The sequence below is a fragment of the Aidingimonas halophila genome (assembly GCF_900106955.1).
GTDB classification, from domain to species: Bacteria; Pseudomonadota; Gammaproteobacteria; order Pseudomonadales; family Halomonadaceae; genus Aidingimonas; species Aidingimonas halophila.
The window spans coordinates 188937-211585 of the sequence record NZ_FNNI01000001.1 but is presented as its reverse complement, the minus strand read 5'-3'; the positions used below and the strand labels follow the sequence as shown (position 1 = coordinate 211585).

General features: G+C 57.4%; 23 protein-coding genes. 8 read left to right on the top strand and 15 right to left on the bottom strand.

The annotated features are described in order from the left end of the window. Positions 1-21: 21 nt before the first annotated feature. From BLW01_RS18275 to gatC, 5 genes are all read right to left on the bottom strand, one after another. A complete protein-coding gene (locus BLW01_RS18275; RefSeq protein WP_139243892.1) occupies positions 22-465 on the bottom strand; it encodes a hypothetical protein in 444 nt (147 codons plus the stop codon). Between the two features lie 99 nt (positions 466-564). Continuing rightward, positions 565-1116, bottom strand: coding sequence for a cupin domain-containing protein (locus tag BLW01_RS01020; RefSeq protein ID WP_092567633.1), 552 nt, complete (start codon positions 1114-1116; stop codon positions 565-567). Positions 1117-1127: 11 nt separating this feature from the next. Next, positions 1128-2579, bottom strand: a complete 1452-nt coding sequence (gene gatB, locus BLW01_RS01015) for an Asp-tRNA(Asn)/Glu-tRNA(Gln) amidotransferase subunit GatB (RefSeq protein WP_092567632.1) — start codon at positions 2577-2579, stop codon at positions 1128-1130. Then, positions 2579-4051, bottom strand: coding sequence for an Asp-tRNA(Asn)/Glu-tRNA(Gln) amidotransferase subunit GatA (gene gatA, locus BLW01_RS01010; RefSeq protein ID WP_092567631.1), 1473 nt, complete (start codon positions 4049-4051; stop codon positions 2579-2581). The genes gatB and gatA overlap by 1 nt, the downstream gene beginning before the upstream one ends. A gap of 25 nt (positions 4052-4076) precedes the next feature. Continuing rightward, positions 4077-4364, bottom strand: a complete 288-nt coding sequence (gene gatC / locus BLW01_RS01005; protein WP_092567630.1) for an Asp-tRNA(Asn)/Glu-tRNA(Gln) amidotransferase subunit GatC — start codon at positions 4362-4364, stop codon at positions 4077-4079. Positions 4365-4583: 219 nt separating this feature from the next. Between gatC and BLW01_RS01000 the strand changes: the two genes are divergently transcribed. The 7 genes from BLW01_RS01000 to tldD are packed head-to-tail and all read left to right on the top strand — an operon-like array spanning position 4584 to position 14461. After that, positions 4584-5621, top strand: coding sequence for a rod shape-determining protein (locus BLW01_RS01000; RefSeq protein ID WP_092567629.1), 1038 nt, complete (start codon positions 4584-4586; stop codon positions 5619-5621). Between the two features lie 33 nt (positions 5622-5654). Next, on the top strand, positions 5655-6554 hold the full coding sequence (gene mreC / locus BLW01_RS00995) for a rod shape-determining protein MreC (protein WP_268244654.1): 900 nt from the start codon (positions 5655-5657) through the stop codon (positions 6552-6554). Further along, positions 6554-7042: a rod shape-determining protein MreD gene (gene mreD, locus BLW01_RS00990; protein ID WP_092567627.1), complete on the top strand. Its 489-nt coding sequence runs from the start codon at positions 6554-6556 to the stop codon at positions 7040-7042. The genes mreC and mreD overlap by 1 nt, the downstream gene beginning before the upstream one ends. Before the next feature lie 30 nt (positions 7043-7072). Further along, the gene (locus BLW01_RS00985; protein ID WP_092567626.1) at positions 7073-7666 is read left to right on the top strand and encodes a Maf family protein; all 594 of its coding nucleotides are present in this window, start codon (positions 7073-7075) and stop codon (positions 7664-7666) included. A gap of 30 nt (positions 7667-7696) precedes the next feature. Next, on the top strand, positions 7697-9160 hold the full coding sequence (gene rng / locus BLW01_RS00980; protein WP_092567625.1) for a ribonuclease G: 1464 nt from the start codon (positions 7697-7699) through the stop codon (positions 9158-9160). A gap of 4 nt (positions 9161-9164) precedes the next feature. Next, positions 9165-12995 (top strand): YhdP family phospholipid transporter, encoded by a 3831-nt coding sequence (locus BLW01_RS00975; RefSeq protein WP_092567624.1) that lies wholly within the window; start codon positions 9165-9167, stop codon positions 12993-12995. Beyond that, positions 12992-14461, top strand: coding sequence for a metalloprotease TldD (gene tldD, locus BLW01_RS00970; RefSeq protein ID WP_092567623.1), 1470 nt, complete (start codon positions 12992-12994; stop codon positions 14459-14461). The genes BLW01_RS00975 and tldD overlap by 4 nt, the downstream gene beginning before the upstream one ends. A gap of 33 nt (positions 14462-14494) precedes the next feature. On the opposite strand, the gene yjgA is transcribed toward tldD, so the two are convergent. Then, positions 14495-15004: a ribosome biogenesis factor YjgA gene (gene yjgA, locus BLW01_RS00965; RefSeq protein WP_092567622.1), complete on the bottom strand. Its 510-nt coding sequence runs from the start codon at positions 15002-15004 to the stop codon at positions 14495-14497. Between the two features lie 88 nt (positions 15005-15092). Between yjgA and pmbA the strand changes: the two genes are divergently transcribed. Next, positions 15093-16433, top strand: a complete 1341-nt coding sequence (pmbA, locus tag BLW01_RS00960; protein ID WP_092567621.1) for a metalloprotease PmbA — start codon at positions 15093-15095, stop codon at positions 16431-16433. Positions 16434-16451: 18 nt separating this feature from the next. Here the strand turns inward: pmbA and BLW01_RS00955 are convergent, their stop codons facing one another. From BLW01_RS00955 to BLW01_RS00915, 9 genes are all read right to left on the bottom strand, one after another. Then, entirely contained in the window at positions 16452-16721 is a 270-nt protein-coding gene (locus BLW01_RS00955; protein ID WP_092567620.1) for an HPr family phosphocarrier protein, read from the bottom strand. Between the two features lie 2 nt (positions 16722-16723). Next, the gene (rapZ, locus tag BLW01_RS00950; RefSeq protein ID WP_092567619.1) at positions 16724-17644 is read right to left on the bottom strand and encodes an RNase adapter RapZ; all 921 of its coding nucleotides are present in this window, start codon (positions 17642-17644) and stop codon (positions 16724-16726) included. A 56-nt stretch (positions 17645-17700) separates the two neighbouring features. After that, the gene (gene ptsN / locus BLW01_RS00945) at positions 17701-18189 is read right to left on the bottom strand and encodes a PTS IIA-like nitrogen regulatory protein PtsN (protein WP_092567618.1); all 489 of its coding nucleotides are present in this window, start codon (positions 18187-18189) and stop codon (positions 17701-17703) included. Between the two features lie 3 nt (positions 18190-18192). Then, positions 18193-18501, bottom strand: a complete 309-nt coding sequence (gene hpf / locus BLW01_RS00940) for a ribosome hibernation-promoting factor, HPF/YfiA family (protein WP_092567617.1) — start codon at positions 18499-18501, stop codon at positions 18193-18195. 117 nt (positions 18502-18618) lie between these two features. Next, positions 18619-20037: an RNA polymerase factor sigma-54 gene (locus BLW01_RS00935; protein ID WP_092567616.1), complete on the bottom strand. Its 1419-nt coding sequence runs from the start codon at positions 20035-20037 to the stop codon at positions 18619-18621. A gap of 172 nt (positions 20038-20209) precedes the next feature. Further along, positions 20210-20935 carry an LPS export ABC transporter ATP-binding protein gene (gene lptB / locus BLW01_RS00930; protein ID WP_092567615.1) on the bottom strand — a complete coding sequence of 242 codons (726 nt, stop codon included), beginning with the start codon at positions 20933-20935 and terminating at the stop codon, positions 20210-20212. A gap of 7 nt (positions 20936-20942) precedes the next feature. Further along, a complete protein-coding gene (gene lptA / locus BLW01_RS00925) occupies positions 20943-21473 on the bottom strand; it encodes a lipopolysaccharide transport periplasmic protein LptA (protein ID WP_092567614.1) in 531 nt (176 codons plus the stop codon). After that, the gene (gene lptC / locus BLW01_RS00920) at positions 21470-22099 is read right to left on the bottom strand and encodes an LPS export ABC transporter periplasmic protein LptC (RefSeq protein WP_092567613.1); all 630 of its coding nucleotides are present in this window, start codon (positions 22097-22099) and stop codon (positions 21470-21472) included. The genes lptA and lptC overlap by 4 nt, the downstream gene beginning before the upstream one ends. Next, positions 22096-22647, bottom strand: coding sequence for a KdsC family phosphatase (locus BLW01_RS00915; RefSeq protein ID WP_092567612.1), 552 nt, complete (start codon positions 22645-22647; stop codon positions 22096-22098). Before BLW01_RS00915 ends, lptC begins: the two co-directional genes overlap by 4 nt. Positions 22648-22649: the final 2 nt, after the last annotated feature.

Genomic DNA, 22649 nt, shown 5'->3' with positions numbered 1-22649 from the left:
GCCATAGGCCGGCCTGTGTCACTAGTTTCTGCCACCACCGGCTCCGCCGGCTCCACCAGCACCGCCGCCGGCTCCACCAGCACCGCCGCCGGCTCCGCCAGAACCACTGCCACCACCGGCATTGCTACTAGCGTTGCCAGGGCCAGAGGCTGCTGCGTTACTGTCGGACGCTTGGCTATTCATTCCATCACTCGCCTCGGCGCTGATCGCTTCACCGTCGACACCTCCGTTCTCGACGGCGTCTTGTGCGGTGTCCAGCCCGAAGTCGGCATCGTCAGAGGCGTCTGCCTGAGCGCTTTCCAGCGAGCTCAGCGCTTGTTCGGTATCGCGTTCGGAATCAATCTCTTGCTGTAACGTCGACTTGTCATCTGCCGTGATGCTGTCATCATCGGTCGATTGCGCGTAGGCGACACATGTAACCAGAATCAGTGCAAGTCCAATAAGCGTTCTTGTCTTGGGTGTCATGGCATATTCTCGCTTCAGTGAGTTGAGTGATGATATCTGTTCACTACTTCAATGCCTTTAAATGTAACACCCACCCTCAGGCCACCGAAAACGATGCGATCAGAACGTCTTGGCCGGCGTGCAGCAACTGACCAGTCGGCAGGCGGTCTTGCCCGGGTTGCGAAAGCGGTGCGGTACATTGGTGTCAAAGTAATAGGCTTCACCGGGACCAAGGATGCGCGTGTCGGCCCCTACGGTGATCTCGATCTCGCCTTCCAGGATGACACCGGCTTCCTCACCCTGGTGGGCGATCATTTCGCGGCCGGTGTCGGTACCGGCCGGATAGGTCTCGATCATGAATGAGAGTGCCCGTGACTCGCGATTGGCACCGACCAGCTTGTAGATGACATCACCACTTCCCATGTCGGCGAGATCGTCGGCGGAATAAAAGACCTGGTCACGGCTTTCCATATCCATGGTGAAGAAATCACCGACACTGATGGGAATCGCATCGAGGATTTTCTTCAGGGAACTCACCGAGGGGCTGACCTTGCCCTGTTCGATCAGTGACAGGCTCGAGTGGGTTACTCCGCAGCGCTTGGCCAGCTCTCGTTGTGATATGCCTCGCATCGTTCGCAGAGCGCGTAGCCGCCCGCCGACGTCATCGGACATCCCTGTCTCCTTCAAGCCTGGTCTAGTTTCTCTTTCAGCAGCGCATTGACCTGCTGTGGATTCGCCGTGCCGCGTGAGGCCTTCATTACCTGGCCGACGAAGTAACCGATCATCTTGCCGCGCTTGGCGTCATCGGCTTCTTGATACTGAGTGACCTGTGCCGGGTTATCGGCGATCACTTGATCAATCATGGCTTCGATGGCGCCGGTATCCGTCACCTGCTCAAGGCCCTTGGCGTCGATGATGTCATCGGCGCTATCGCCTTCCCCATTCCACAGGGCCTGGAAGACTTCCTTGGCCGCCTTGCCGTTGATCGTGTCATCCACCACACGGGACACGAGCCCGCCGAGTTGCCGGGCCGCCACTGGGCTTTGTTCGATGCTCAGGTTCTCGCGGTTAAGTGCACCGGAAAGCTCGCCTTGAACCCAATTGGCAGCTTGCTTGGCATCGCCGCAGACGTCCTTGACCACCTCGAAGTAGTCTGCCATGGCGCGACTCGATGACAGGATACCGGCATCGTAGGCGGACAAGCCGAGTTCATCCTGGAAGCGGGCGCGTTTCTCGGCCGGTAGCTCGGGAAGCGATCGCCGCTGATGGTCGATGTAGGCCTGATCGAGCACCACGGGAAGCAGGTCGGGACAGGGAAAGTAACGATAGTCGTTGGCTTCCTCTTTGGTGCGCATGCTGCGAGTTTCATCGAGTTCAGGGTCAAACAGGCGGGTTTCCTGTTCAACTACGCCCCCGTCCTCCAGCAATTCTATCTGCCGTTCCTTTTCAAAGTTGATGGCCCGTTCGACGAATCGGAAGGAGTTGACGTTCTTGATTTCCGCACGGGTGCCGAAGCGCTCCTGCCCTTCGGGACGCACCGAGACGTTGACGTCGCAACGCATGGACCCTTCGGCCATGTTGCCATCGGATATGCCGAGATAAGTGACGATGGCATGGATGGCCTTGAGATAGGCGGCAGCTTCCTTGGCCGACCGCATGTCTGGCTGGGAAACGATTTCCATCAGGGGGGTACCGGCACGGTTGAGGTCGATGCCGGTCATGCCGTGGAAATCCTCATGCAGCGACTTGCCGGCATCTTCCTCCAGATGGGCATGATGGACCCCGATTTGCTTGGTCGCACCATCATCGAGCGTAATCTCCACCTCGCCGGGTCCGACGATGGGGGAATACATCTGGCTGGTCTGATATCCCTTGGGAAGATCCGGATAAAAATAGTTCTTGCGATCGAATACCGAGATTTCCGGGATTTCGGCATTGATTGCCAGCCCGAACTTCACGGCCATGGCGACCGCGGCTTCGTTGAGTACCGGTAGCACGCCGGGCAGGCCAAGATCCACGGCACAGGCTTGGGAGTTGGGTTCGGCTCCGAAGGCAGTGGAAGCGCCGGAAAATATCTTTGAACGAGTCGCGAGCTGGACGTGGACTTCCAGGCCGATCACGGTTTCCCATTGCATCAGGCGGTCTCCTCGGCGATAGCCGGACGGCGAAGGTGCCAGTCGGTGTTTTGCTGAAACTGATGAGCAACGTTAAGCAATTGTGATTCCGCAAAATGCGGACCCAGAATCTGCAGTCCTATGGGGCGCTCACCTTCGGTGCCTTCTGCAAAGCCAGCTGGAACTGTGATACCGGGAATGCCGGCAAGGTTGATGGCAATGGTGTAGATGTCCTGCAGATACATCGATACAGGGTCTTTCTTGGCGTTGAGATCGAATGCGGGCGTGGGCGTTGTGGGGCCCATCAATACATCGACTTCTTCGAAGGCATCGACGAAATCCTGGCGGATCAGGCGACGAACTTGTTGTGCCTTCTTGTAGTAGGCATCAAAAAAGCCTTCGGACAGTGTGTGTGTTCCGATCAGTATTCGACGTTTCACCTCTTCTCCGAACCCTTCAGCACGTGAGCGTTTGTACAGGTCGATCAGGTTGCTGGGATTGTCACAGCGATGACCGAAACGTACACCGTCATAGCGCGACAGGTTGGAGGATGCCTCTGCCGGTGCGATGACGTAGTAGGCAGGGATGGCAAGGTGCGTATGGGGCAAGCTGATCTCGCGAACCGTAGCACCGAGCGATTCGTAGGTTTTGACGGCGTCGCGGACCGCCGCGTCGACAGCGGGGTCGAGCCCCTCGCCGAAGTATTCGCGGGGTAGGCCGATTTTCAGGCCGGACAGGGATTGGCCGAGTTCGGCGCGGTAATCCGGTACGCTACGGGCAACGCTGGTCGAGTCTCGCAGGTCATGACCGGCGATAGTTTCCAGCAGCAGGGCACAATCTTCGGCAGTACGAGCCATGGGGCCTGCCTGGTCCAGGCTGGAGGCGTAAGCGATGATTCCATAGCGTGATACGCGTCCGTAAGTCGGCTTGAGGCCCGTAATGCCACAGAACGCCGCGGGCTGTCGTATCGATCCTCCCGTATCGGTGCCTATTGCCGCCGGTACCAATCCAGCAGCGACAGCAGCAGCGCTTCCGCCCGAACTGCCGCCAGGGACGGCGGTGAGGTCCCACGGGTTATGTGTCGGACCGTAAAAGCTGGTTTCATTGGATGAACCCATGGCGAATTCATCCATATTGGTCTTGCCAAGGCTTATCGTGCCGCTACCCGCCAGTTTCTCCACGATGGTGGCATCGTAGGGGGACACGAAGTTGTCCAGCATTTTCGAACCGCAACTGGTCTTCACGCCTTGCGTACAGATGATGTCCTTGAGTGCAATGGGGATGCCGGCCAGCAGGGGATGCTCGTTCCCGTCACGCTTGGCGTCGGCAACCTCTGCGGCCGCGAGTGCTTGTTCGGCAGTGACAGTAATGAAGCTGTTGAGCCGGCCATCGAGGCGGTCGATACGGGCGAGAAAGGCTTCGATCAGTTCTCGGCTTGAAAACTCACCGGCGTTCAGTGCACGGGAGAGTTCGATGAGCGTCTTGTCATGCATGGAAGAGACGAACTCCTGAAAGCGATTATTCGACGACACGGGGAACCAGGTAGAGGCCATTCTCGACCAGAGGCGCACAACGCTGAAAATGATCGCGTTGATCGGGCTCGGTCACCTCGTCGGCACGTAACCGCTGTGTGGCATCCAGAGGGTGAGCCATGGGCGTCACCTGATCGGTATCGACGGTTTGCAGTTGGTCCACCATCTCGAGAATGCGTCCCAGATCGTCGACATAATGGGCGGCGTCGGCATCATCGAGCCCCAGACGGGCAAGATGTGCCGCGCGACGGACATCTTCGTGTTCAATCGCCATGGTGGTATGGTCCTTGTATTGACAGACGGGGAGTCGGCTGAAATGTCTTCGGTATCATGACTGCAACAGCACTGTCATTGACGATTCCCCGCGGAAATAACCGCAAAATATACCATATCCTGTGGCATCTGGCAGGCACTCTTGCTTGCTGCTTTTCGGTGGCAGTGATACCGTTTGCATCCGCACAGGGTTCCGGTCTGCACTAGGTGAAAGACTTTCATGTTTAAACGCTTAAGGGGGCTGTTTTCCAGTGATCTATCGATTGACCTGGGAACTGCCAATACGCTGATCTACGTTCGTGGTCGCGGCATTGTGCTCGATGAGCCGTCCGTCGTGGCAATCCGTCAGTCGGGAAATCTTCGCAGTGTGGCCGCCGTCGGCGTCGATGCCAAGCGTATGCTGGGCCGCACACCAGGCAATATCACTGCCATTCGTCCGATGAAGGACGGTGTGATTGCCGACTTCACCGTGACGGAACAGATGCTTCAGCATTTCATCCGCAAAGTGCACCAGAGCACGTTCCTGACACCCAGTCCGCGCGTGCTGGTGTGCGTGCCATGCATGTCCACCCAAGTGGAACGGCGAGCTATCAAGGAGTCCGCCGAAGGGGCTGGGGCGCGTGAGGTGTTCCTCATCGAAGAGCCCATGGCTGCGGCGATCGGGGCCGGCCTGCCTGTCGAGGAAGCCCAGGGATCGATGATTGTCGATATCGGTGGCGGGACCAGCGAAATCGCCATTATTTCGCTCAATGGCATCGTCTACTCCGAGTCGATCCGCGTGGGTGGCGACCGCTTCGATGAAGCGATCACTGCTTATGTCCGCCGTCATTACGGCAGCTTGATCGGTGAAGCGACCGCAGAACGCATTAAAGAAGAAATCGGCTGTGCCTACCCTGGTGGTGAGTTGCGTGAGATCGATGTGCGTGGCCGTAATCTGGCTGAAGGGATACCGCGCAGTTTTACACTGAATTCGCACGAGATACTCGATGCGCTTCAGGAAACCCTGGCCTCTATTGTGACAGCCGTTAAAAGTGCACTCGAGCAATCACCTCCCGAACTGGCTTCGGATATCGCCGAACGCGGTCTGGTGCTGACCGGTGGTGGTGCTCTGCTGCGAGATCTCGACAAACTGATTGCCGAGGAAACTGGCTTGCCGGTTATCGTAGCCGAGGACCCATTGACCTGTGTCGCCCGCGGAGGGGGTAAGGCGCTCGAAATGATCGACCAGCATACCTTCGAGCTATTGTCGAGCGATTGACGCCCTGCCAGGGGGGCTGCTGGGAGGACGCCTATCAAACCGCTGTTCTCACATGGACCGGTGCCAGGATATCGCATGCTGCTGTGTGCGATCCTGGCCTTTGTGCTGATGTTCGCCGAGCACCGCTTTTCCCGTATGGAAGAGGTCCGTGCCCAGTTAACGACGGTGGTGGCACCGATTCAGTGGCTGGTCAGCGTACCCAGCGATGTGTTGACCTGGGGGGCACTGGCCCTTTCCGAGCAGCGAGAACTGGTCGAAGAAAATCGACGTCTGCGCGAACAGTTGCTTACGCTTTCCCATCGTGTGCAGCGCATGGCAAGTTTGACAGCTGACAATGTCCGGCTCAGGGAATTGCTCAATGCGGCGCCGCAGGATGAAATGCACTACATCACTGCGGAGTTGTTGTCGCTGGACTCCGATCCTTTTACACACCAGATGGTGATTGACCGTGGCCGACGTGATGGGGCTTATGTCGGGCAGCCCGTCATGGATGCGTCCGGCGTGGTGGGGCAAGTCACGGCGGTGTCGGCGTATTCCAGCCGGGTATTGACACTTGCCGATGCCAGCCATGCACTCCCGGTACAGGTCAACCGAAACGGCCTGCGTTTCATCGTTCAGGGTACCGGCCGTTACAATTCTCTCGATGTGCGTCATGTACCTAACACTGCGGATATTCGGGAAGGGGATCTGTTGGTCAGTTCCGGGCTTGCGGGTCGCTTTCCTGCGGGGTATCCCGTCGCCAAGGTGACGGGTGTGGAGCATGATCCCGGTCAGCCGTTCGCGAGTGTCACGGCGGAACCGGTAGCGCAACTCCAGCGCTCGAGACATTTCCTGCTGCTGTTCCCGCCTCCGTCAGTCCAGCCTGAAGCGGGAGATCGGCTATGGGATGAGACCTTCTCGATTACCGAACCGCCAGAGGAGTTGATTCGCTGATGCTGTCTCCTGCGTTGCGCGGCTGGATACTGATATGGATCAGCTTGTTCTTGGCGTTGTGCCTTCAGGTGATGCCGATGTCGGACCGCTGGTTGATGTGGCGTCCTGACTGGCTGGGCCTGATCCTGATCTACTGGTGTGTCGCCGCCCCGTTGCGGGTCGGAGTCATGCATGGCTTCGTCATGGGGATTCTGCTGGATTTGATCGAGGGAACCCCACTGGGTCAGAACGCCTTGACACTCTCGTTATTGGCGTTTCTTTGTGCCCTCGTATATCAGCGTTTCAGAGCTTACTCGCTATTTCAGCAGGCCGTACTGGTTTTCATTCTGCTGGGTATCGTGCAGCTAATGGAACAGTGGTTGTTGACGCTGTTCGGCCCTTTTTCGATCCATTTGGCATTCTTGCTGCCATCATTGATCGGTGCGGTACTATGGCCATGGTTATTCACCATGCTGCAATCGTTGCGCCGTCGCTTCGCCATAGCGTGACAGGATCTTGCCGTTCGAACAGGGGGTATCATGACGGTGCCATTATGTCTTGCCTCTGCCTCTCCCCGTCGACGTGAACTACTGATGTCCATTGGTCTGGAGACAGAGGTACGTCCGGTGGATATCGATGAAACACCGCGGGCCGATGAGCCTCCGGTGGATTACGTTAGTCGCTTGGCGCGTGAAAAAGCATTGGCCGGCTCGCGTCTGTCCTCCTTGCCAGTGCTCGGTGCGGATACCGCAGTCGTGTATGAGGGGCGGATTCTCGGCAAGCCCAGAGATCGTGATCATGCAGCACAGATGCTGTCACGGCTGGCAGGGGCTACGCATGATGTCATGACGGCGGTGGCCGTTGATGGTCCTGCCGGTGTGCTGGAAGCCTGTGTGGTGACCCGAGTCACCATGCGTGAGATTTCACCGACGGAGATTGCAGCATATTGGTTGACGGGCGAGCCCCGGGACAAGGCAGGAGGGTATGCCATTCAAGCGCGGGGTGCCGTATTCGTTACACATATTGAAGGCAGCTACTCGGCAGTCGTCGGGCTACCGCTTTGCGAAACTTCGGCACTATTGGTTCGTCAAGGCATACCGCTTTGGTTTGACCTGCAGGAGGATATGTCATAATGCCGCCATTCACTCGATAAGGAATTCCTCATGAGCGGTGAAGTCTTGATCAATCTGACGCCCATGGAGACGCGAGTGGCCGTCGTCGAGAACGGCGTCTTGCAGGAAGCCTTCATCGAGCGGACTCGACGACGGGGTATCGTCGGTAATATTTACAAGGGCCGGGTTGCTAGAGTGTTGCCGGGGATGCAGGCCGCGTTCATCGATATTGGCCTCGAGCGAGCGGCCTTCATCCACGCGCATGATGTCGTCGGCTCCAATGGTGCCACAAACGAGAAGGTCGCCATCGGCCATTTGCTGGCCGAGGGGCAAACGCTGGTGGTTCAAGTGACCAAGGACCCTATCGGTTCCAAGGGGGCCCGCCTGACCACCCATCTGTCGGTGCCATCCCGGTACCTGGTCTACATGCCTGAGTCGCCCCACAATGGGGTGTCTCAACGGATTGAAGAGGATACGGAACGAGATCGCTTGCGGGCATTGACCGATGAGTGTCAGGCCGAGCAGGAGTTGGAAGTGACTGGCGGTTTTATCGTCCGTACGGCTGCCGAAGGGGTCGGTAAAAATGAGCTCTATGCCGACATGCATTTCCTGTTGCGCCTGTGGCGTAAGGTCAGCGAGCGTCGAGTTACGGCTCCGACACCCAGCGTGATCTACGATGACCTGCCTTTGTATATTCGTACCTTGCGCGACCTCATGAATGATGAGCTTGAAAAGATCCGCATCGATTCGCGGGAAAATTTCGATAATCTGCTTGCCTTCGCCCGTGAATTCATGCCCGACGTTGAAGCGCAAATCGAGTACTATCCCGGTGAGCGACCGATATTCGACCTTTTCAGTGTCGAAGATGAGATTCAAAAAGCATTGGCACGCAAGGTCCAGCTCAAATCCGGTGGCTACCTCGTGATCGATCCCACCGAGGCGATGACGACTATCGATGTCAATACCGGCGGGTATGTCGGCCACCGCAATCTCGAGGAAACGATTTTCAAGACCAACCTGGAGGCAGCCACGGCGATTGCACGTCAGTTGCGCTTACGCAATCTTGGCGGCATCATCATTATTGATTTTATCGACATGGAAGATACCGAACACCAACGACAGGTGTTGCGTGTGCTGGAAAAGTCGCTGGAGCGCGATCATGCCAAAACCAAGTGTACCGGTGTGACCGAGCTGGGCCTGGTACAACTGACACGAAAGCGCACCCGCGAGAGTCTGGAGCAGACGCTTTGCGAGCCATGCCCTACCTGTGCTGGACGCGGTACGCTGAAGACGCCGGAAACCGTATGTTACGAGATCTTCCGCGAAATCCTGCGTGAAGAGCGTGCCTATAGTCCCGAGGCATATATGGTATTGGCGTCTCAGGCAGTCGTGGACCGTTTGCTGGATGAAGAGTCGACGGCGGTGTCCGATCTTGAAATATTCATCAACAAGACCATCAGCTTCCAGGTCGAGGTTCATTACTCTCAGGAGCAGTACGATATCGTACTGATGTGAGCCGATGAGTATGTTCCGCCTGTTACTGCGCTGGGCCCTGACACTGTTGGCGCTCGGATTGGGATTGCTGGCAGTGCTGGTACTCCTGTTGAGGCTCGCAGTCGACCAGGTGGATTCGGTGCGTCCCGAGCTTGTCTCCTTTCTCTCGTCCTCTTTCAATGCTGATGTCGAGGTCGACGAGTTATCCGGCCTGTGGCGCGGGAACCAGCTATCGCTGGCATTGGAAGGGCTCCGCTTTACCGGTCGCCGCAATGACGATCCTCTGCTGGAAGTGGGGCAGGCCGATTTACGAATGGATACCTGGCAGTCATTCAAGGCATGGCTGCCTGTGTCCGATGATGCCCGACTGCACGATGTCACCCTGCATCTCTATCAGCGCGAGGATGGCAGCTGGCATTGGCCGGAGCCAGCGACGCTCCCATCCTGGCTGCAGCCGGATCGCCGTTTCGATCTCGACCGCTTGGATGCTGCTCTGGAAACGTTGTTGCGCCAGCGTGTAGACGCCGAGGAAGTCCGCCTGGTATTACATGGCCGCGAGTCGCAGGTCGTGCTGGAAGCCCCGCAATTGTTGATAGATGGTGATCGCCGACATACCCGCATTTCCGGCTGGATCAATGTCGAAGGCAAGGAAGGCGCTGCGTTGCAGGCCTCTCTCGAACTCATGCCGGGGCGGCAGGGGCTTGCCGATTTCAATGCCGCCATGAAAGCGACCATGGATGTTTCCAGCCTTGTGGGCTTGACCAACCTATTACCCTTCGATCATGGCATGAGACTGGATGCTGCAGAAGGGGAAACCACGCTTTGGGGGCGTTGGCATGCAGGCAAGCTGGATGATGTGCGATGGCAGGTGGATATACCTCGCATGTCATTGCGGCAGGCGGGAAGTGAGGTTGGGTTCACCACGAACGGTTTGCAGAGTCGGGGGCAGTGGCAGCGAGTCGAGTCAGGCTGGGAGGCCTGGCTGAATACCGGCGTCGAGAATGACGATGGCGAGCCGGTCGCCAACGATGGCCGGGGCGCAAGTGGGCCGGCTCTGCCCCGGCACTGGCAGGCTTCCGGAAATGGCGGAAGGTGGCAAGTCAAGGCAGATGCCTTTGATATTGCCTCTCTCTTGAGGTGGCGTGATCGACTGGCGTTACCCGAGGAACTGGATCGCTGGCTAACGGGGCTGTCGCCACGTGGTGAGGTGACCGGGGCGAGGGTCGAGCATGATGGCGAAGAGTGGCGCCTGCAGGCGGCACTGAGTCAGGTCGCCGTGGATCCATGGCAGTCTGTTCCCGGCGGTGGCCCGATAGATGGCTGGCTTGAGATGCGGCGCAACGGAGGGAATGTCGAGTTCGTGGGAGGCGAAGGCATGAACCTGGCCTTTCCGCAAATATTTCGGACTCCGCTCGCCTTGCAAGTCGCCGCCGGCAATGTCGCTTGGCAGCGCGATGATGATCGTGTCCTTGTACAGGGTGATGACTTGAAGGCTCGATGGCGGGATGCGCCAGTGAATGGCAGTTTCCAGCTGGCATTGGGGGGGAGTCGTCCAGGCGATCTGCTGCTTGCGTTGGATTTTGCGGAGGTCGATGCCCTCAATACGCCTGTCGTTGAGTGGCTGCCTGTGCAAGTCATGGATGAAGGGCTTCAGGAATGGTTGTCGTTGGGCGCTGCGGGTCGGGTTGAACAGGGCCGTTTGAGACTGCAGCAACCGCTGAAAGAGGATCTGGATGACGAGGAGATCGATTTGCAACTGGCATTGGATGTGACCCAGGGCCGGTTGCCGTTCGCCGCTGCTTGGCCGATGCTGGAAAATGTGGAAGGCCATTTGTCCTATGCGGATCAGCGTCTGCATGCTCGAGTCGAGCATGCTGAAAGTCATGGAGTGACGGCCAGTGAAGGGCGCATTGAGTTGGAAGATGACACCTTGAGTGTCACCGGCGCCTTGCAGGGAACGACCACACAATGGTTGACGTACCTGGCCGATGTTCCCGAACTGGGGCTCGATGCGGAGGACTGGAGTAGCCAGGGGGACTTGAACGGTGAAATAGACCTGACCCTGCCGATTGATGATCCCGACGCTCTCGATCTCGAGGTCCTGGCTGATATCGATATTCCTGAATTGCGCTACCGACCTGTCGAGTTGCTGGCTGAAGCGGTCGATGGGGAACTGGTCTATCACCATCAGGCGGGGAGCGGTGATCTGGTCGGTAGCCTGGAGGGGCGTGTGTTTGACGGCCCGATTCAAGCCAGTATCGATACCGCTGACGAGAACACGCGAATCGAAGGGCGTGCCCGAATCCACAGCATCCTGGATCGGGTCGGCGGTGGTAGCATGTCAACGCTGGCCAGCGGTGAATTCCCTTATATGGCGACCGTGACATTGGACGATGCTGGACCTCGCGTTCAACTGGAAAGTGACTTGGAAGGCACGACGATCGACCTGCCGGCGCCATTCGGCAAGCAGGCCAGCGACAGGGTGCCCTTGCGTTTCCTGGCAGATCTTCAGAACCATGAATGGAGCGCCGAACTCGAGCAGCGCCTGCGTATCCGTTGGCGTCAGGCGAGCGAGGGCGCACAAGGCCAAGCCTGGCTTGAGCGCTGGCCAGCCTCGCCGGATTGGCACAACGCCGAAGGATGGGAGATGTTCTGGGCAACGCCACAACTGGATGTCGATGCCTGGACCGAGGCCCTGTCCACCATGGATGTCCAGGCACCGGAAGGCGAGGGGACGAGCCTGGATGCACTCCGTCGTATCGTGCTGCAAACGGATTGCCTGTCTTACGATTCCCGGTGTCTGGGGTCCGTAGAAGTCGAAGGCTCTCCGTCACAGTCGCCGGATGCCTGGCAAGCGACGCTTAGCGGTAGTCTGGCCAATGGCGATTTGCACTATCGTCCATGGGCCAGCGATGCCGTGGATATCGCTTTATCACGACTGGACCTCGGTGCCTTGTTGCCCTCGGCAGAGGAGAGCGGGGATGCCTTTCTTGGAGAGGTCGCGACCGCTCCGACACCGACGCCTTTCCCCAAATGGATTGGGGATTTGCCGGATGGGCGTCTACGGGTAGCCGACATCGAACATCAAGGGCGCCGGTTCGGCCCATTGATGGCTCGCTGGCGAGCGTCTCCCGATGACTTGAGAATCGAGCCATTGGGGTTGACTCTCGGTAAGGTGTCAGCTCGGGGGGAGTTGATATGGGAGGCCTCGGGTGATGACTCGAGTCTGACGCGCTCCCGTCTGTCCCTTGATGGCGGCGATCTGGGAACCGCGCTCGAGCGCTTGGCTCAGCCCGTCACCATTCGAAACGAACGTACTGCCGTGAAATCCCAATTGGCGTGGCCCGGAGCGCCCTGGCAATTTGGGCTGGAGCGGTCGCGTGGTAACCTCGACATCGAGTTGACGGATGGCCATTTCCTCAATATCGATGCACCGTCGGCCAAACTGATCGGCTTGCTCAATGTGGACAACCTACTGCGCCGGCTGAGGTTGGATTTCTCGGATGTGGCAGAGCAGGGAACATCGTTCGACAGTGTCAAAGGTGCCGCAACGTTGTATGGTGGGAAACTGGAAACTCAAGGCCCGGTCGTGATCGATGGACCGGCCACTGACTTCCGTCTCGATGGAACCGTGGATCTGGTGCGCCGTGAACTCGATCAGCGTCTTGGTGTCTCGGTACCTGTAAGTCAGAATTTGCCTCTGGCGGCAGTCGCCGTGGGCTCACCAGTACTCGGGGGAGCCTTGTTCGTTGCTCACCAGTTATTCGGGGGAGCCATCGACCGGGCGACTCAAATTCATTATCGCGTGCGCGGTCCCTTGACGGCGCCGCAGATTTCATTGGAACGAGCCGAATGAACCAACCCATTCCAGAATCACGTCATCAGTCAGTGCTCGATGAAGCCGTGGCGACGTTGCTTGCTCCGGGAGAGTTGAACCTGGATTCACTGGATACGGGGCTAGCCTACGCCATGGGATCGGGAGTGGATTTTGCCGATCTTTACCTGCAGCGGAGTTGGCATGAAAGCTGGGTGCTGGAGGATGGCGAGGTCAAAGAAGGGAGCTATAACATCGACGGAGGCGTCGGTGTGCGAGCCATGGCAGGAGAAAAGACGGGGTTTGCCTATTCCAATCAGATCAGTCTGGATGCCCTCGCCGATAGTGGTCAGACGGCTGCGGGGATCGTGCGTAGCGGTACTCGCCTGGGGGTCGAGCCACGTAATATCAAGCCAGCCATAGAGCGCTATGCCGGTATCGATCCGCTCAGCGGTCTATCCTCTGCCGACAAGATTGCCATGCTGAAAGAGGCGGATAGAGCGGCACGTTCTGCCGATCCCTCCGTCAGCCAAGTGAGTGCCTCGTTGACTGGCGTGCATGAGGTCGTCCTGGTACGTGCGAGTGATGGTACGTTAGCAGCGGACATTCGTCCGTTGGTGCGCTTCAATGTCAGTGTCATCGCGGCTCGTGATGGTCGCCGTGAACGTGGCAGTGCCGGTGGTGGCGGACGCTTTGCGATGTCCCGGCTGCGGGATGAGGGTGTCGCTGAACAGTATGCGCGTGAGGCGGTGCGCCAGGCATTGGTGAATCTCGATGCCGTTGATGCTCCAGCGGGCCAATTGCCCGTCGTGCTGGGTCCCGGTTGGCCCGGGATATTGCTGCATGAAGCCGTCGGACATGGTCTTGAGGGCGACTTCAACCGTAAGGGGAGTTCTGCTTTCGCCGGTCGAATGGGGGAGCGTGTGGCGGCGCCGGGCGTGACCGTCGTGGATGATGCGACCCTGTCGGACCGGCGCGGATCGATGAGCGTGGACGATGAAGGTACTCCGGGAGAGTACACGACCCTGATCGAGGACGGCATTCTGACGGGTTACATGCAGGACAAGTTGAATGCGCGTTTGATGGGGATGGCGCCGACAGGCAATGCCCGTCGAGAATCCTATGCCCATATGCCGATGCCACGCATGACCAACACCTATATGTTGCCGGGGCAGGATGATCCCGAAGATATCATCAAGAGTGTCAAGTATGGCCTGTATGCGGTCAGCTTCGGCGGCGGCCAGGTGGATATTACCTCGGGTAAATTTGTCTTTTCCGCCAATGAAGCCTATTTGATCGAGGATGGTCGTATTACCTCTCCAGTCAAGGGAGCGACCTTGATCGGAAACGGGCCCGAAGCGATGGGGCGTGTATCGATGATCGGCCACGATATGGCACTGGACACCGGTATCGGCGTTTGTGGCAAGGAAGGGCAGGGAGTCCCTGTCGGGGTCGGCCAGCCGACCGTGAAGCTGGATGAACTGACGGTGGGAGGCACGCAGTCCTGAGCCTCCTCCCGTAATATATCGACTACCGGTCGCTCAAAGTCCGGCAGTATCCCGGAGGAGTTTGAAAAGCTTGCGGGCGTTGATTGGTGGCTTCTGTCTTTCCCGTTCGCGTCGCGCATTACGAATGAACTGGCGCAAGGATTGTCGATCGATATGGGGAAGCTCATGGATGACGGATTCCACCGCAGCATCCCCGTCGTCAATCAGCCGGTCTCGCCACATCTCCAGCTGATGCAGGGCGTGGTCGCGTTGCCGTTTCTCCTGCTCGAACTGCTCGAACTGCTCGAAGGTCGTGTGTATGGCTTCAGTATCCTCGCGGCGCATCAGTTTTCCGATGTATTGCATATGGCGGCGCCGTGCTTCGTGCGAACTGATGCGATCCGCCTCCTCGATTGCCATTCGCATGTCCTCGGATAATGGCAACTGGCGACGCTGGCTTCCGGGAAGTGCAATGATCTTTTCGCCGAGATTCTGTAGCGCCTGCATTTCCCGTTTGCGCTGTGACTTGCTCTTGGGCTCATCCGCTGGAGAGTTGAGTGACATGGCGTCAATGTCCGTAACGAAATGAGTGGCGAGTATATCAGTTGACTCGCCATGTCGAGATATCTTGATTGAGGCAAGGAGATTGTCAATGACTCAGGCATTCGATGCCACTGCCCAGCAAGCACTGCTGGAATCTCGTGCCGAGGCTGCTTTGGACCAGGCTCGACGCTTGGGTGCCGATGCATGCGAGGTGGGCGCCAGCGTCGATCAGGGGATCGAGGTCAGTGTGCGTTTGGGTGAAGTGGAAAGTGTCGAGTTGTCGCGCGACCAGGGGATCGCGGTAACCGTTTATGTCGGTCAGCGCAAAGGCACGGCGTCATCATCCGATGCGGGGGAAGCCTCGATCCGCTCTGCTGTTGAACAGGCAATGGCCATTGCCCGCTATACCGGGGAAGATCCGGCTGCGGGCTTGGCCGATGCCGAGCTGATGGCGAGAGAGATCCCGGATCTCGGTGTCCATCACCCCTGGGCACTCACGACCGACGAAGCGGTTTCACAGGCACTGGCGTGTGAAATCGCTGGACGGGATGTTGACGGCATCAGCAATTCCGAAGGGGCAAGCTTGTCCAGCGGAGAGGGAGTCCGCGTCTATGCCAACAGCCATGGTTTTCTGGGAAGTCAGCGTGGTAGCCACCACTCATTGTCATGTGTGTTGATAGCTGAAGATCACCATGGCATGCAGCGTGACTATGACTATTCCAGCGAGAGAGATCCCGCCAAGTTGCGTTCCCCGGCGGATGTCGGCCTCTCTGCTGCCGAGCGGGCATTGAGTCGCCTGGGCGCGGTTCGTCCCGTGACGGGGCGGATGCCGGTGTTGTTCGACCCGCGCATGGCAAGTGGCTTGATAGGACATTTGATGAGTGCCATCGCCGGAGGCTCGCTATATCGTCAGGCATCTTTCTTGTGCGATGGATTGGGTCAGTCCTTGTTTCCCGAGTGGTTTAGCCTGCAGGAAAAACCACGAGAGCAAGGTGCGATAGCCAGCAGCGCCTTCGATAATGACGGGGTCTATACACGGGATAATCTGTTCATCGACCAGGGCAGATTGGCCAGCTATATGCTATCTGTATATAGTGCCCGTCGGTTGGGGATGGATACCACCGGTAATGCAGGTGGAGCACGCAATATTCGCCTAAGCGCTCCCCTGGAGTCACCAGAGACGCTGCTCGCCAGAATGGATCGCGGCGTCATGGTGACCGAATTGATGGGACAAGGCGTCAATAACGTGACGGGTGACTACTCACGAGGTGCAGCAGGATTCTGGGTGGAAAACGGCAAGATTCAATACCCCGTCGAGGAATTCACCATCGCCGGCAACCTGCGCGACATGTTCGCTGGATTGAGCGGTGTCGGCGATGATACGGATACGCGTGGAAGTATTCATTCGGGGAGTTGGTTGATCGATGCCATGACAGTTGCGGGCTCGTGAGAATCGCGTTGCGGGTTTTTATACCTCCTCTTCGAACTTGGCTTCGAAGAGGGCTTCCAGAGCATCCAATACCTGCTCGGCATCGTCTCCTTCCGCATGAATGTCGAGTACGGTACCGCAGGGGGCCGCTAGTATCATCAATGACATGATGTTGGCGGCATCCGCTTCCTTGCCTTGATGGGAAACAACGACTTTTGCGTTGTAGGTTTGGCAACATTGAACCAGTTTTGTTGCGGCTCGTGCATGTAGACCGCGCTTGTTGCTCAGGGTCAACTGACGAGTCGGCATGCCTAAGTTCCTTGACGAGTGGGTGTTTCCCTGGCTAGCGGCGTTGTTTGACTGATAGCAGTATGAATGCCGAGTTCTCGATGTCGCAGGCGAACATCGGGATAATGTTGGGCGAAGGCCTGGGCCAGGCGTTCAGCGATATACACGGAACGATGCTGGCCTCCCGTACAGCCGATAGCAACCGTCATGTAGCTACGATGGCTGGCTTGGTACGCTGGAAGCCAACGCTCGAGCCACTGGCGAATATCCTCGACCATGGCGAGGACATCGGGGTAACTTTCAAGGAAAACGATCGTGTCTGCGTCTCGGCCAGTGGATTCCCTCAATTGTGGCTCCCAGTAGGGATTGGGAAGGCAACGGGCATCGAATACGTTGTCGGCATCCAGCGGTACGCCACGTTTGAAGCCGAATGATACGAAGGTCAAGGTCAACTTGCTTGCCGAGTGTCTGGCAACCTGCTCGGTGATCCGTCCTCGTAGGTCGTGTACTGACAAACGTGAAGTATCGATGATCAGGTCGGCGAGATCGCGGATTTCCCCTAATGCTTTCTCTTCGGAATCGACGGCTTCCGCTAGCGTCATATTGCTTTCACGTGTCAGAGGGTGGCGGCGGCGGGTTTCCGAGAATCGTTCGAGAAGCGTCTTGGATTCGGCGGTCAGGTAGACGATCTGACAGCTGATGCCACGTTTATTCAGGGTGTCAAGCATGTCTGGGAAGCGCTTGAGGGCCTCGGGCAAGTTGCGTGCGTCAATGCTGACCGCCACCGAGGTCTGTTTGTTCTCACCGGATTGGAGTTCGTCGACCAAGTATCCCAGCAGCATGGCAGGCAGATTGTCTATGGCATAAAACCCCATATCTTCGAGCGCCTGGAGGGCGATCGACTTTCCCGAGCCGGAGCGGCCGCTGATAATCACGATCTGCATGACGACTCTCTCCTCATCGTCCCTGACGATAGTGTAATCCTGGTGAACGAATCGAGTTACTCAGGACGAGATGACTCGCCGTCAGCATGCCGGTGTATGGCCTCTATCAGGACTTCGTGGAGTTGCTGCTGGCTTTCGCTGTGTCGCAACTGGTGCCGAGTATCGGCATCATTCATGACTGAAGCTACCTGGCCGAGTAATGCGAGATGCGTATCATCAGCTTCCTCTGGTACCAGTAACACAAACAGCAGATCCACAGGATCACCATCGACTGCGTCGAAATCGATGGGATCATCAAGCTTGAGAAAGCCGGCAATAGGTGCTTTGCAATGGGGGCTTCGGGCATGAGGTATGGCGACACCATTTCCAATGCCGGTGCTCCCCAGGCGCTCGCGGGAAATCAGACGGCTGAATACCTCCTGACTGTCCAGGCTAGGGGTATTCTGGGCAATGAATGTACTGAAGAATTCCAGTACACGTTTCTTGCTGCCCCCGGTAACGTCGAACAGCGTGCGTTCCGGGGGGAGGATGGATGACAAAGTCATTGTTTAGCGGACACCCGCGCCCTGGGCTCGGGCCTGGGCTTTTTCCTTGTGTTTGACAAGCTGGCGATCGAGTTTATCTGCCAGTGCATCAATGGCGGCATACATATCGCTGTCCTGGGCATCGGCATGCAAGTCAGCGCCGGCTGCGTGTAGTGTGCAAGCTGCTTGCTGACGTTCCTTTTCAACTGACAGAGTCACTTGCACCGTGGTGATATTGTCATAATGGCGCTCAAGGCGGGCAAGCTTCTCGTTAACATAGTCACGCAGGGCATCGGTCAGTTCGATGTGATGGCCGGTGAGATTGACTTGCATAGCACGCTCCTGTTCCTGCCAGCGAATGTCGTTTCGATTGTAACCCTTTTTGCCGTCCTGCAAACCCCCTGACACATGCTATCGATAAAATTGCATGGTCAGTAGCAGATTCGCTTGCTACGACAAGCGCTTACGCTCGCTCGACGGGGGGATGCCCATGGCTTCACGGTACTTGGCGACTGTACGTCTTGCGACCTGTATGCCGTCATCGGCCAGTGCTTGTACCAGTTTGTTGTCGGATAGCGGTTTGCGTGGCGGTTCGTCGCTGATCAGTTTCTTGATGCGGGCGCGTATCGCTGTGCTGGAGTGCAAGTCACCCCCATCATTGCCCACGTGACTGGAAAAGAAGTACTTGAGCTCGAATACTCCGCGGGGCGTGTGAATGAATTTCTGGGTCGTCACTCGTGAGATGGTGGACTCGTGCATGTCGACTTTCTGAGCGATGTCGGCAAGGACGAGCGGCTTCATTGCCTCTTCGCCATGCTCGAGAAACTCCATTTGCCTGGCCATGATCTCGCTGCCAACGCGAAGCAAGGTGTCATTGCGACTGGAAAGGCTCTTGAGAAGCCAGCGAGCTTCCTGAAGGTGCTGCTTCATGAAGGTATTGTCTTCACTTTTATCGGCACGCTTGATCATGGCTGCATAGTCGGGCTGAATGCGCATCTTGGGTAGAGCATCGGGATTGAGCTCAATGTGCCATCCATCCTCTCGGTGGTAGGCGATCAGGTCAGGAATGACATAATCGCTACGGCTGTCATCGAATGCCTGTCCGGGGCGTGGATCGAGATTTCTCACCAGCTCAATGACCGTGTCAAGCTGTATATCGTCGAGCCTCAGGCGGCGCTTGAGCAGCTTGCGGTCATTGGCGCCAAGTGCTTCGAGAAACTGTCTCACCAACCGCTTGGCCTGGGGTAACAAGGGCGTATCATCCGAGAATGTGCCCAATTGCAGCATGAGGCATTCGCGTAGGTCCCGAGCGAATACGCCTGTGGGTTCAAACTGCTGTAGACGAAGCAGGACCTGCTCGATGTCCGTTTGCTTGAGTCCGTTGAGACCTGCCTCACGAAGTCCTTCACCGATATCGTCAAGCCCGCCATTCAGATAACCGTTGCCATCCACGGCATCGATCAAGCTCTCGGCAATCAGGCGTTCGCGTTCATCGAGATCGGTCATTGCCAATTGCCAACGAAGATGGTCATGTAAGCTTTGGCCAGAGGCATTGCGATCGAAATCAGGGCCTTCGGCGCTACCGGTGCCGGGAGAGGAGGCGAAGTCCTGGTAGGTATCCGACCATTCACTGTCGACGGTGAGTTCGTCCGGTATTTCGCTTGCCCATTGGTCTTCCGGGGCATCGGCTACATCCTGCTCACCATAGGCCTCGTCGAGCTCGAGCATGGGGTTGGATTCCAGGGCCTGCTGAATTTCTTGCCGGAGATCCAATGTCGATAATTGCAGCAGCGCGATCGCTTGCTGCAATTGGGGAGTCATGGTCAGCTGAGTGCCGACACGGAGTTGCAACGAAGGTTTCATGGCCATAATTGAAGGCGTACATCGCTGACGTGGAAAACGTCACGTTAGCCCGCTGTTCGTGAGCTTGCAAGCCCAAAGGAAAAGAAAATCAAGCAATAAGCATGCCGTGCGCAATTCTCATGCCATTTCCTGATTTAATGAAATAAAATCATTGTCTTGGCATTGGTTCGACCGCAGACTATAGGCGGAAGTCTTCGCCGAGGTAAACATCGCGCACTTGTTGATTGGCGAGAATTGATTCGGCATCACCATGTGCGATGATCTGCCCATCTCCGACAATGTAAGCACGATCACAGATATCCAATGTCTCACGTACATTGTGGTCAGTGATGAGAACGCCGATCTGGCGCCGGCGCAGCTCACGGATGATACCTTTGATTTCTCCGACAGAGATGGGGTCGACACCAGCGAATGGCTCGTCGAGAAGAATGAAGTCCGGCTCGGTGGCAAGAGCACGAGCGATCTCTACACGTCGGCGTTCGCCTCCCGACAGGCTCATGCCTGGATTGCGGCGTATGTGAGTGACATGGAAGTCTTCAAGGAGCTGGTCGAGCCGTTCGCGTCGTGCCGCCGCATTCAGGTCCTTGCGAGTTTCCAGGATGGCCATGATGTTATCGGCGACGGACAGCTTGCGAAAGATCGAGGCCTCCTGGGGAAGGTAACCGATACCGGCACGGGCTCGCTCGTGCATGGCCGCCTTGGATAAGTCGCGGTCATCGATGGAGACGCTGCCGGCATCGGCGCGTACGAGGCCGACGATCATATAGAATGATGTCGTCTTGCCCGCACCATTAGGACCCAGCAAGCCGACGATGTGGCCCTGCTCGATGGTCAAGCTGATGTCCTGCACGACACGGCGGCGTTTGTAGCTTTTGGCGAGATGGGTGGCGCTGAGTATCTTCATGAACGACCTATTGTTGCTCGGGATTCAGCGTCATGCGGACGCGTTCGCGTTCATCACTACCCTCGCGCTCTGAGCGGGCCTGAACCTGGCGTCGGTCGAGGAAGTATTCGACGAAAGCGCCGTTGAAACGGTCACGAGCCTGGTGAAGTTCAGCATCGTCGTACAATTCTACCCGGCGTTCCGCGGCATGATAGATGACGGTATGGCCCCATCCTTTGACGATAGGCTCATCTTCTGCAGGCTGTTGTTCTATATAGGCTCTGCCATCGTTTCCGGTAGCAGTCACCCTCGTCACTTCGCCTGCGTCGTTGCGAAGGATCTCGACGCGATCGCCGGTCAACTTCATGCTGCCCTGTTCCATCTCCACGTCACCGGTATAGATGGCAGTACCTTTGTTGTCGTCGAGGTCGAGCTGGTTTGCCGTCACTTCGATGGGAGCCTCGGCATCACCTTCGAGTGCATATGGCGTCAATGGCGTCATCATCAGCACCGCGCTGACGATCAGTGTGGTCACGGGAGAAGCGGGCCGTCGTATCATGAATCTTGTTCCTCTCGTTCTGATGCGTCTCGGTCTTGACGCGGATGATGTCCGCGAACGTCATCGGTCAGGCGCATACGGTTATCATCGAACCAGGCTTCGAATCGATCACCACGCATTCGTTGTGGAGGCTGTTGGAGCAGGGCAGAGGTTTCGCTCCAGGCGTAACTGTCGTCAATATCGATGTACAGGGTGTCGGTATCTAGCTGCCACCCTTCCTCAGGAGCAGTGAGCCGTGCATTGCCCCGGAGGGTCAATAGTTCGTTCCCGGGGCCCAGTCTGCCGGTCTCGCCGCTACCGTGCCAGGTTCGGCCTTCGCTATCCAGGAACGTGGCTCGGGGAGTTTCGCTGCGAGTGGTATCGTCATCCGGGGTATGAACAAGGCGGGGGGTTTCCAGCCGTTGATGAGGAGAGCCTTCGGCATCGAAGCGGGTCATGGTCACCCCTTCAAGATAATAGTCTGGCTCGCCGGCATCATCCGTAGGTACCGGGCCGGGTGAGCGATCATCGCGCTGCTCGATGACGGCAAGCAGCACGCCAAGCGCGACGATCAGAAGCGCTATCCACCATTTTGTGGACGCTTGGATGACGCGTTTGAGTCGATGAGGCGTCTGTCGTTCCGTCATGAGTCGCTGAGATAGCTGTCGAGAATAGCCTGCCAATTGTCCTGCGCTTTCAGCAGCATATCACAGATGTCTCGAACGGCAGCTTGCCCTCCCGGATGCTCGGTGACCCAGTCGGCATGCTCCTGAATGTACATCGGGGCATTGGGTACCGTCATACCGAGGCCTGCCTGTTTGATGGCGGCCAGGTCAGGCAAGTCATCGCCGGCATAGGCGGCTTGATCGGTCGTCAAGTTCAGTTGTCGACACAATTCCTGTAATGCGGCCAACTTATCATCGCGGTCTTGATGGACATGAGCGATTCCGAGAGCAGCAGCGCGTTGGCTGACCATAGGGGAGTCGCGGCCGGTGATCAGTGCGACGTCGACGCCTGTTCGTTGTAGCAGTTTGATGCCGAGGCCATCCTGAGTGTGGAAGGCCTTGCTCTCGATGCCATCGGCCTGAAAATAAAGCCGACCATCGGTCAAGACGCCATCGACATCCAGTGCCAGCAAACGAATTCGGCGCGCTCGGTTGGTCAGTGTCGAATCACTGCGCAGGGAAAAGGACATGA